This window comes from Marinobacter sp. C1S70 (genome assembly GCF_000475355.1).
In the GTDB taxonomy this organism is placed as follows: Bacteria; Pseudomonadota; Gammaproteobacteria; order Pseudomonadales; family Oleiphilaceae; genus Marinobacter; species Marinobacter nauticus.
This window is the reverse complement of sequence record NZ_AXBW01000021.1, coordinates 1-10192: the sequence shown is the minus strand read 5'-3', so window position 1 is coordinate 10192 and position 10192 is coordinate 1. Positions and strand designations below refer to the sequence as shown.

General features: G+C 55.4%; 14 protein-coding genes. 9 read left to right on the top strand and 5 right to left on the bottom strand.

All coding sequences use genetic code 11. The features are described from left to right. The first annotated feature begins 43 nt into the window (after positions 1 to 43). Positions 44 to 808 (top strand): hypothetical protein, encoded by a 765-nt coding sequence (locus tag Q669_RS07050; RefSeq protein ID WP_022991755.1) that lies wholly within the window; start codon positions 44 to 46, stop codon positions 806 to 808. A gap of 31 nt (positions 809 to 839) precedes the next feature. Here Q669_RS07050 and Q669_RS07045 read toward each other — a convergent pair whose 3' ends face one another. Then, positions 840 to 1586, bottom strand: a complete 747-nt coding sequence (locus tag Q669_RS07045; protein WP_022991754.1) for an NYN domain-containing protein — start codon at positions 1584 to 1586, stop codon at positions 840 to 842. Then, complete coding sequence (locus Q669_RS19710; protein ID WP_022991753.1) at positions 1546 to 1920, bottom strand: hypothetical protein; 375 nt, start codon at positions 1918 to 1920, stop codon at positions 1546 to 1548. The genes Q669_RS07045 and Q669_RS19710 overlap by 41 nt, the downstream gene beginning before the upstream one ends. Before the next feature lie 170 nt (positions 1921 to 2090). Here Q669_RS19710 and Q669_RS07035 point away from each other — a divergent pair, with 170 nt between their 5' ends. Beyond that, on the top strand, positions 2091 to 2876 hold the full coding sequence (locus tag Q669_RS07035; protein WP_227501064.1) for a sodium:calcium antiporter: 786 nt from the start codon (positions 2091 to 2093) through the stop codon (positions 2874 to 2876). Positions 2877 to 2940: 64 nt separating this feature from the next. Continuing rightward, positions 2941 to 3318, top strand: a complete 378-nt coding sequence (locus Q669_RS07030) for a thiol-disulfide oxidoreductase DCC family protein (RefSeq protein ID WP_022991751.1) — start codon at positions 2941 to 2943, stop codon at positions 3316 to 3318. Positions 3319 to 3329: 11 nt separating this feature from the next. On the opposite strand, the gene Q669_RS07025 is transcribed toward Q669_RS07030, so the two are convergent. Beyond that, a complete protein-coding gene (locus Q669_RS07025; RefSeq protein ID WP_022991750.1) occupies positions 3330 to 4238 on the bottom strand; it encodes a bestrophin family protein in 909 nt (302 codons plus the stop codon). A 556-nt stretch (positions 4239 to 4794) separates the two neighbouring features. On the opposite strand from Q669_RS07025, the gene trxC reads away from it, so the two are divergent. Together trxC and Q669_RS07015 are read left to right on the top strand one after the other, a co-directional pair. After that, entirely contained in the window at positions 4795 to 5235 is a 441-nt protein-coding gene (gene trxC / locus Q669_RS07020) for a thioredoxin TrxC (protein ID WP_031209988.1), read from the top strand. A 27-nt stretch (positions 5236 to 5262) separates the two neighbouring features. Next, a complete protein-coding gene (locus tag Q669_RS07015) occupies positions 5263 to 5565 on the top strand; it encodes a hypothetical protein (RefSeq protein WP_022991748.1) in 303 nt (100 codons plus the stop codon). A gap of 234 nt (positions 5566 to 5799) precedes the next feature. On the opposite strand, the gene Q669_RS07010 is transcribed toward Q669_RS07015, so the two are convergent. Further along, entirely contained in the window at positions 5800 to 6360 is a 561-nt protein-coding gene (locus tag Q669_RS07010; protein ID WP_022991747.1) for a TIGR00730 family Rossman fold protein, read from the bottom strand. A gap of 336 nt (positions 6361 to 6696) precedes the next feature. Between Q669_RS07010 and Q669_RS07005 the strand changes: the two genes are divergently transcribed. Further along, positions 6697 to 7026: a hypothetical protein gene (locus tag Q669_RS07005; RefSeq protein WP_022991746.1), complete on the top strand. Its 330-nt coding sequence runs from the start codon at positions 6697 to 6699 to the stop codon at positions 7024 to 7026. Positions 7027 to 7138: 112 nt separating this feature from the next. Here the strand turns inward: Q669_RS07005 and Q669_RS07000 are convergent, their stop codons facing one another. Beyond that, positions 7139 to 8320, bottom strand: a complete 1182-nt coding sequence (locus Q669_RS07000) for an AAA family ATPase (protein WP_022991745.1) — start codon at positions 8318 to 8320, stop codon at positions 7139 to 7141. 271 nt (positions 8321 to 8591) lie between these two features. Here Q669_RS07000 and mntA point away from each other — a divergent pair, with 271 nt between their 5' ends. The 3 genes from mntA to Q669_RS19820 all read left to right on the top strand — a co-directional run bounded on the left by mntA (position 8592) and on the right by Q669_RS19820 (position 10186). After that, complete coding sequence (gene mntA / locus Q669_RS06995; protein WP_022991744.1) at positions 8592 to 9005, top strand: type VII toxin-antitoxin system MntA family adenylyltransferase antitoxin; 414 nt, start codon at positions 8592 to 8594, stop codon at positions 9003 to 9005. Position 9006: 1 nt separating this feature from the next. Further along, positions 9007 to 9171: a type VII toxin-antitoxin system HepT family RNase toxin gene (gene hepT / locus Q669_RS20085; RefSeq protein ID WP_085987371.1), complete on the top strand. Its 165-nt coding sequence runs from the start codon at positions 9007 to 9009 to the stop codon at positions 9169 to 9171. A 277-nt stretch (positions 9172 to 9448) separates the two neighbouring features. Next, the gene (locus Q669_RS19820) at positions 9449 to 10186 is read left to right on the top strand and encodes a type VI secretion system PAAR protein (RefSeq protein WP_022991742.1); all 738 of its coding nucleotides are present in this window, start codon (positions 9449 to 9451) and stop codon (positions 10184 to 10186) included. Positions 10187 to 10192 lie beyond the last annotated feature (6 nt).

Sequence of the window (10192 nt, the reverse complement as noted above, 5' to 3'; positions counted from 1 at the left end):
GGTTTTTCTACAGCCTCGTTAGATTTCATATGGATATATTGCCGTGGATGTAAAGGTTCTCGCTGTAATAATCGGAGCTCTTCTTGGTGGCGCGATAAGTGCGGCAAGCTTCTATTTCAGAAACAGAAGGGAAGTAAGAGAGAAGGTAAATGAATCGCTTTTTCAGCTCTTAGAGGTCTGGTCTCTGATTGCTATGATTAGAGTAGTTGGATCCAAAAAATTTCACTCCATGCTTGTTAGTCGAATAAAAGACAAGTTTCCCTATGAAAATGTTGGGGAAAACGAGGAGAAATCTATTAGAGATGGAATGATAAAGGCATTGCCTTTTCTAACTGGTATGGGAGAAGGCAGGTTTGATAGCCGATTTATCAATAAGTACAAAAAATCTGTCAATGAGTTGGCCAAAATCTATCCACTGCTGGCCTTTAATCTAAACCGAAATCAAATGCTTATTCAGTTTCTCGGGGCTTTTGATAAGTTGGCATCGTCGCTCCCAACGAGCGAATCTGATATGGCAATCCTAGAGAACGCACGAAATTTCATGTTAAGTGAGTCCTTTGAGGAGCTTGAGTCGGATCTAATAGTTTTGGCCTCCTCATCAGGCTATCGAAATAAAAAAGAAACTAAGCTATATATAAAAAGAATAAAAAATAGATTGGACGGTATGCCTCAAGAGATTTTTGATGCTTATATTGAGAACGTAATCAGCCCGGCTGTACAAGCTTACTATGACAGGCTAGGGATTCCCAATCCAAACGGTATGGAAAAGGAGCCTAACAAAGCTATGCACGCGACAAACACGTGGTAGCGGTGTTAGCCGAGTAAAAACCGGGACAGATCTATTTCTCCGGGCTTTTGATATGGAGGACGTTCTTATCCCGCACACTCATTTCGAAGAGTTCACTGGCTCGGATAAGATCGCTCAGCTTCTTGTACCCGTAGTTCACGGGGGAGAACGAGCTGTTGTTGGAAATGTACTGGCCAACCTTTCCGAGATGGACCCAGCCATCGTCATCCGCTGTCTGTTCCACCGCAGTTCGTAGAGTTCGTACCAGGACTGCGTCGCCCCTCAGTTGATTCCGGCCCCATTTTGTTTCTACGGTGGGCTTTGGCGTGCCGCCGTTGCTGATGCTGTCGGGTTCCTCGGTGTCTTCGCGCAGGTTCTCTGTGTAGATGAATTGCGAGCAGGCGTTCACGAAAGGCATCGGGGTTTTGCGCTCGCCGAAGCCAAAGACGGGTAGCCCGGCTTCGAGAATTCGCATTACCAGAGGCGTAAAGTCGGAATCGCTGGTCATGAGGGCGAAGGCATTGACGTTCCCGCTGTAGAGCAGGTCCATGGCGTCAATGATCATTGATGCATCGGTCGCGTTCTTGCCGGTTGTGTAGGCGAACTGCTGAACCGGCCGGATGGCGTTGGAATGTAGTTTTTCGATCCAACCCCCCAATTGGGGTCCGTTCCAGTTTCCGTGGGCATGGCGAACGTTCACGGCCCCGTATTTGGCGAGCTCCTGGAGTACCCCTTCGATGGACTGGTGACTGACGTTATCACAGTCGATGAGTAGAGCGATTTTGTAGTTGCTGTTCATCGTGCTTGAGCTGTCCTTGTCTCAGATGGTGGTCCTGAATACTAGCAGTAAAGCCCGAACCGCGGAAAACCGGGACAGATCCAGTATTGGGCAAGCCGGCCCGCTTTTCCAGAGTCATTCCCTTTTCCCGTTTAGCTTTATCGCCCGGTTCTGGCAAAAACCGCCCAAACTCGATCCTCTGGGTGGCCGGAATGTGCGGCAGATAGATCCGGACATCATCAGCTGTGGTGTCCACGATTTGGGCGCTGTGGGACGCTGCGGTTGCCTCGGCGATTTGTGATTTCTGCTGTTGCGAGAGAGCCAGATTCGCGACCGTGGCAGTGCAAATGGGCATGGGAAACCCCAGCCAAGGGTTGTACGGTGGCACTGGATCCCTCCACTATGGGCGTGAAGCGGGCTTGTTTCACAATAGCGACTCTTATCTGCCCGGCGACGCGCACGGTCCGCTGTCGCGCGTTTCGCGTTGCTTGCGCGGCAGGCTTCAGGGGCAACAGGAGGATGACATTGCCGATCTTGGATCTGGACAGCTGGACGCTGTCACAGAGCATCGTGGTTTTCAGCGTCTGTGCGCTGGTCATAGCGATTGCGGGCACACGCATCACACGGGTGGTCGACCAGCTCGCCGACCGGACCGGGCTGGGTGAGGCGACTGCTGGAGCCGTGCTTCTGGGGGCCGCGACGTCCCTCAGTGGTTCGGTGCTCTCGGTAACAGCAGCATACCGTGGGCACCCGGAGTTGGCTGTCAGTAACGCCCTCGAGGGTATCGCGGTACAGACCTTTTTCCTGGCTATTGCCGATATGGTCTACCGTCGTGCAAACCTGGAACACGCGGCGGCCTCGGCGCCGAACATGATGCAGAACGGACTGCTGATCGCGCTCCTGGCATTGCTCCTTCTGGCGCCGACCTTGCCGGATGTGACCGTCTGGAACATCCATCCAGTTACCCCGATACTGCTGGGCTTCTATTTCTATGGCACCCGGCTCATACAGAGTGCCGGCGACAACCCCATGTGGTACCCCTCCGTTACTAGTGATACCCGGCAGGACGAGCCGGAGAGCGAGAGCAGCTTGCCATCATTGGGCCGTCTCTGGACCGAATTCCTGGTGCTTATGGCAACGCTTGGCGTGGCTGGCCTGGTGTTGGAGCCCGCTGCCACCACCATCAGCAATGAGCTATCTGAGACTCACGAACAAAAAGCATGCGAGCCAAACAATAATCGAAACGCGCCTGGAATTTCAGGGGGATGGTACAACCTCTCGCGGATCATGCCGCGAGATCCGAACGGTTAACGGGAGCCACACATTGTTCTATCGTGTAGTCAGATGAATGCGATGCAAACAGGAGGGGATAGCGATGACGGCACCAGGCGATCAGCTTCGTGTGTTCTACGATGGCGCCTGCCCAAGCTGTGTCAAGGATCGCAGGCTTTATGAACGACTCGCGGGCAGGACCGGCGAATCGGTGGAGTGGGTGGATATCACCGGCCGTGACGAGGAGTTGGAGGAACGTGGTATAGACCCGCAAGCCGCGCTTCAGGAGCTCCATGTGGAAGATGGCCAGGGCAACATCCACCGGGAACTGGATGCCTATATTCTGTTGATGTCGCGGGTCTGGCTGCTGAAACCGCTTGCCTGGCTGATTGGTTTGCCGGTAATTCGGCCAGCGCTGGCAAAGCGGTATCACAAATGGGTGAGCGAGCGGCTGGAGAGAACCGGGCGCATGCCGTTGTAACTGCCTGGCCCTTACTGCAACTGATATTTGACCGGCTGCAGCGGTTCGGGTGCCGGGTCGCCCAGGGCTTCGGCAACACTGATTTCATGAATGCGGCAGATGGCATCCAGCGGCAGGTCGTTGGTGTGTCTGCCAAAGGGAAACTCAAGCTGTTCAGACAGGCGGTCCAGCCCAAAAAACGTGTAGGCCACGATGGCGGTGAACACCGGCGTAAACCAGCCTGCGACGCCTACCAGCCCGAACGGTAGCAGGTAGCAGAACACATACGCGGTGCGGTGAGCCAGCAGGGTGTAGGCAAAGGGCAACGGGGTGAGGGCAATGCGTTCCGAGGCCGCCTGAATGCCCGCGAGGCCATGAAGGTGCTGGTCTAAGGCCGCGGTTGCTACAGAATCCAGATCGCCCGCCTTATGGGCTTCGGCGAGTACGTCTCCGGCCCGGTGCAGCATGAAGGCGGCGGGGTTGCGTGTGCTCAGGGCCTGGTCAATGAGTTCGGGCGCCAGTGACCCGGGCAGATCAGACCGTACATCTTCTCCCCGCAACTGGCCGCGCAGCAGGTGAGCGTGAGCAAGGCATCGGGTCAGAAGCTCCCGGCGTCGCTCCGGGCTCAGGTAAATGGTGCCAGTCCGCGCCAGGCTGCGAAATTCGTACACCATATGCCCCCAGTGTTTTCTGGCTTCCCACCAGCGGTCGTAGGTGGCGGTGTTGCGCACGCTTAAAAAGATGGACAGGGCGATGCCCATGATCGTGAACGGCAGAAGTGTGTAGTCGACCATGCCGTCGAGGTAGTGGTGGCGCGAAACCCAGGTAACGGCGGCTGCAAACATTCCCGTAAGCAGAATGTGCGGCAGAATGTGGGGGACAACAGACCCTTTCCAGGCCAGCAACAGCCGGAGTGGGCCGGGGCGCTCGCGAACAATCACGGTTAACACTCCTGGGATGGATGATGGCCTTGCCTGAGGGTTGGCCGCTGTGATTCCTATGCCTTTTTACGGAGAACCCACTCGTTACACAAGGGGGTAAGCTTTTTTAAGCGAGGGGGCAGCACTCTGGCCGTTGCCTGGCATTACCCTGTGGTTTCAGGGGCAACCAGATCAGGCGGCGGATTTGTGGCAGCAGTCACTTTCGCAGGGTGATAGCAGGTAAGTGCTCGAAACTTCGAGAAACTGTTCGATAATCTGTGTCATCAAGATTCCCTCTGATGGTTTATTTGAATTGCAACCTAATAGGTTGGGGCGCATTCCCATAAAAAAACTTCGGAAAACCGAAACACATTGAGACCGCTTGGCGCCGGGGCTGTAAATTCCGACTGTTTTATCGACAGTCCCATGGCGCTTGAGCCTCTGACACCGACTTACTTTGATAGTAGCGGAAAGCGGTTGATGCGTGTTCGTGAGATGCGCGATTTTTAGTGCCGCTTGATTTCTCTTCTCTTGCCCTGATTATTTCTACCATCAGCCAATCAGAGGCCTGTTCATCATGACTGACGTTCGACACCTGGTATGTCCCCATTGCCACAAAGTGAATCGCGTACCGGCCGACAAGTTGTCCTCCGGCGGCAATTGTGGTGCCTGCAAACAACCGCTTTGGCCGGATCAGGTTCTGGAGCTAACGGAGCAGAACTTTGCTACCCATACCGGGCGCAGCGATCTGCCCGTGTTAGTGGATTTCTGGGCCAGTTGGTGTGGCCCGTGCAAAATGATGGCTCCGCAGTTCGAGCAGGCCGCGAGGGCCTGGCGCGGGAAAGTGCGCTTTGCCAAGCTGAATACGGAGCAAGCCCCCGGGCTGGCCGGTCAGTTTGCGATTCGCAGCATACCGACCCTGATTCTGTTCCAGAACGGCCGGGAGATGGCGCGCCAGAGTGGCGCCATGAATCAGGCCCAGATCAGCCAGTGGCTGCAATCGCAGGGTATTCGCTAGGAAAAACCGGAACAAAGGTGCCGTAGTATGAAGTTTCTGATCATCGGTGTTTTCGCCGCCATCGTGGCTTTCCTGATCTGGCGGAGTAAACAAAATACCGCACCTGAAGAGCAGGCCTGCGCCATTGACATCGGCAACCTGCTGAAAGCCAATCCGGATGCCCGACCGCAGGCCATTGCTGATGTGTTCCAAAAGTACGGCATTGATCAACCTCGGTGTAAGGCTGTGGGCGCGATGGTGATGCCGCAGTTGCGAAAGCAGGGTTTGAAGCCGGAGGATGCCAGGATTGTGATGAGGCAGGTGAGGGCGGCCTACCCTCTTGTGCCCTAGGTTGAATCAATTGAATTGATGATCGGAGAACGCTATAGCTGCTGGATGGTCACGAGATTGCCCGTTTTAGCATCAACTTTCCCGAGCCCTTTTGCTTCGGGGCTTCCGGGCGCTTAACCCGAGGTTTCCAACACAGTTATCCACAGGTTTTGTGAGTAAAGTTCGTGATAAAGCCGGTCAGGAATCAGGCCGACGGTCGTCCCGGTCTTCCGGGGTTTGGTTCGGCCCGCCGGCTCAGCTCCACTTCAGTTTGGGAGCTTGGTAGGACTGGATGGCCGAGAGCAGTTGCGCTTCGTTATCCGTGTGGATAATCATCTCGGCATGGTGCGGTTTCAGGAAGCCGGAATCGGTCATGTTCGAGATCATCTCGAACAATTTATCGTAGAAACCATTGACGTTGTAAAAGGCGCAGGGTTTTGCGTGATAGCCGAGTTGAGCCCAGGTCCAGGCTTCGAAGATTTCTTCCAGGGTACCGACGCCGCCGGGCAGGGCCACAAAGGCATCGGCCATTCGGGCCATGGCGGCTTTTCGTTCGTGCATATCAGCAACAATTTTCAGCTCGGTCAGGCCGGGGTGAGCCAGCTCCCGGTCTTTCAGGTATTCGGGAATCACGCCGTACACTTGGGCGCCCTTTTCCAGAAAGGCGTCTGCGACCACGCCCATCAGGCCGACGTTGCCGCCGCCGTACACCAGATCCACTCCGTTCGTTGCCAGGTAGTGCCCCAGAGCACGGGTTGCCTGGGCGAATTCCGGGGTTTCACCAATGCTTGAACCACAAAATACGGCAATTCTCATGGGTCTTACGAGGCTCCATCGATTCGGTTCAGAGGGGTGAGTGAGTTCTTCACTCTGTTGTGGTTGGTCCGGGCGTCTTTAGGTGCCGGAGCCTAATAGAATGCCGCCTCCGGTCTGCCCAGTCTAGCCGTTGACCCTACATCCGAACCCGGAGGCCAGTTGTTAAGGCTTTGTAACCTGTTGAAGTATAAATAAAATGTAAGAGGTGGCTTCTCGTGTGTTTCTGATATTCTCGAATGGTTCAAAACTGACAGGTGCCTGGTGGGGCGCTGAGAACAGGCTCTCCTGCCCGCGATACAGGACAAGTCAGACCACCTGAACCATGGGATTTACATCATGAATATGAAACCACTGCTCGTTTTTCTGTCTCTGAGTGCCACCTCGTTGGGTGCCGTTGCGGGTGACACCGCCGACGCCGCGCTGGGTGGTGGTATTGGCGGCGCACTCGGGGCCGCCATCGGCAACGAGGTGGGTGGCAGAGATGGTGCGATTCTTGGCGGTGCTGTCGGTGCGGCAGCGGGAACGGCCGTGACCACCCGGGACCAAAGGGAACACGATCGCGATTATGATTATGATCGCCGTCGGTATGACGATGATCGCAGGTCTTACCGGAAGTCTCGTGGCCATTTCTGCCCACCGGGCCAGGCGAAAAAGGGTAACTGCTGAGACGCTTGTGTGTTTCCGGGCGCACGGGGGCGTGCTGTGGAGATCACCGCTGGAGGAATTGATGCGTAACCTGCAGGAGGTGATGTCCGGAGCCTAGTGACTCTCTGCATCGTCAATCCATCCAGTTCCAGGGGGGCGCGTCCAGAAGCCCCTGGCCAAGAATGCGGGTTTCACCCAGCTCTTTGTTCAGTGCGATGGAATGGCAATCGTCGTCTGCTTCCAGAGCGGCTACCAGTCGAGGGGCATGGGAAACAACCCACACCTGGGTTTCCCGCGAGGCGCGAATGATCAGTCGGCCGAGGGCCGGAAGCAAGTCGGGATGCAGGCTTGTTTCTGGTTCATTCAACACCAGTAGTGATGGTGGGCGGGGTGTGAGCAGCGCGGCGACTAACAGCAGGTAGCGAAGGGTGCCATCAGAAAGCTCGGCCTGATTCAGGGGGCGGAGTAAGCCGGCCTGCTCAAATTCCAGGACGAAACGGTTACCTGCGTCTGTGCTGAACCCGAGCCTCGCTCCGGGAAAGGCATCTTCAATAGCGCTGTGCAGGCCCTCCCGGTCGCCGATTTCGTGAATGGTACGCAGGGCTGCAACCAGGTTATGGCCATTGTGGTCCAGCACCGGGGTGCGGGTCCCGATTTGCGGGGTGCGGATGCTGGAGTGTTGATCGGTGCGGAACTGATCGTAAAATCGCCACTGCCTGATGGCCTGCCGGACGGCATGGACTTCAGGTATAGCCACAGGATCACTGATCTCGCTCAGAATGCTCTCATAGGTGTTTAGCCGGGTGTCGTAGACCTCCCATTTCCGCCCTGAACGTACTTTGACAACCGGCCCGACGCGATCAATCAGACAACTGCTTGGGCGGCAGACATCACCCACCCAGATACATTCGCGTTTTATTTCAGGGTCGAGCTGAAACATGCTGGGTTCCTGATAACCTGCAAACCCCGTAGAGGCCGGAATCCCAAGAGAAATCGCGTAGCCGAATTCTTCGCCGGCAAACCCCAGACGTAGGCGGGATGGGGTGTTCCCGGCGGTCCCCTGAACGGGCGCGGAGCCGTCCCGCATCTCCTTTGAGAACTGGCAGGGCCCTGCCCAGAAGGTGTAGTCCAGGCCGCCTTCTTCCGCCAGGGAGGAAATCAGGTTGCCTTTTGCCGTTTCCGCCAGCAGGCGCAACGATTTATAGAGGTTTGATTTGCCACAGCCGTTCGGACCGGTAACAACGTTCAGGCCCGCCAGCGGTGCGACCACGTGTCTGAGGCTGCGATAGTTGGAAACGGCAAAGGCTTTGATCATGATCCGGGCCGAACCTGTTTCTTGAAGAAGGTTGGAGGTGTGCCTGCAACGAGCAGGAGAGGGCCAATGAGTCTGGATTTTCCCATGGATGCTTCTCTTTGCCATAAGTGATCTTGTTTCGCGAAGAGAATATCATTTTGTGATCCCACAGTTTGAGCTAGGTTGCTCAATGGGATCCGGGAGGCTGCATGACCGGAGAACACTCTGTTCTGGGCCGCCCACTTGAACGCTTTCTGATACACTCAGAATCTAGACAGTCCAGGCGAGAACCATGGCCCCTGATCTAACCAAACATCCCGATATCGAGAAGCTCAGCGAGTTACTGGCTGATTTCCCGCATATCCGGGTTGCCGCTCTCTTTGGCTCCATAGCTCGGGGAACGGCCCGGCCAGACAGCGATATAGATATTGCCGTTCAGGCTGACAAAGAGCTCCGTGCGGATGAGCGTATTGCCTTAACCGAAGCCATTGCTCTGGCCTTCAACCGCCCTGTGGACCTGGTGGACTTGCGCACAGCGGGGCAGCCTTTACTGAACCAGATTGTCAGCACTGGCATACAGGTTGTCGGCACACGCCACCAATGGGGTGACCTGATTTATCGCAATATCATGGAAAACGAGGACTTTGTCCCTTACCAGAAACGTATCCTCGAAGGTCGACGCAACGCATGGATGAACAACTCGTAGCATCGATACTGAGCTGGCGTCTCGCATGCGGAAGTCCGTCGGATTCCGAAATGTGATGGTTCACAATTATGACGATGTGAACTGGGAGATCGTGTACGCCATTTGCAGTAAGCACCTGGGCGATTTTCGGGCCTTTGCCAAGGTGTTTTCGGATTTGATTGCGTAGACGGAAAAGTCTGAGTAGATCCTCTGAGAAAATAGTGTTTGCCGCCGTCGCTTCTTTCCCTATTTGGCGAGCAATGATCGGCTTGTTTTTTAGTGGCCGGCCACAAATAGCGGACCAGCGAGCTCAGGGATATCACCCTCAATCATCATGTTCTTGGAGTATTTGTAAGCATCAGCTTCGAGTTGGGTATTGGTGAGCATTTGTTTACCATAGGGCTCTGGTTGCCAGTGACGGCTACTGAAATGGATGACTCTTCAAGGAAAGAAGGAACAAAGTAATGAGCAAGAAAGTTGTGCTGTTGGGTGACTTGGGAACAGACCACCAAGGATTCCCTCCCACGCCGGTGATTGCGGGCTCTCCAGACGTGCTGATTGATGGCAAACCCGTCGCCCGCGTTGGCGACCCTCTCGCGCCACACTCCAAACCAAAGCACCCTCCTCATCCTCGTGCTATTGCTGCGGGTTCGGCAACGGTACTGATTAATGGCATTCCTGCTGCAGTGACTGGCAGTGCAATCTCTTGTGGTGGTGTCACGATCGGCACTGGTAGCGTTGTGATTGGTGATAGCCATTCGCCTGCGCCGTTTTCAGGGATCTCCCCCGCGCCGTCAAAGATCGCTTCGCGGGCGGCACCTCCTGCTACTCACTCTGGCAGCGCTATTCCTGTATCACCAAGGACCAATGGTTCCGGGATTGGTGCGAGTAATCCTGTGGCAGGTGGGCCGGTAGCATCCAGTATGACTGGGCCAACTGTGACTTCAACTCCAACTAATGGTCAGCCAGAGCCCGAGATAGAGCCGGGCTTCCATGTCGTTCAGGCACCCATGAGTAAAAGAGAATTGTTGAGTGCGCTGTACGGCGATGCCTCGGCAAAACCAAATAGCTTTGATTGGTTGAATCCGGATCTTGGCGCACAGGTGTTGCCCGGTGAGATGATTGTATTGAGCGACCCTGAGAGCACGGAATGCACTCAGAAAGAAGCCGAATTGATGGAGGTGGCTGCTAGTGTCCCTTAACAAAAG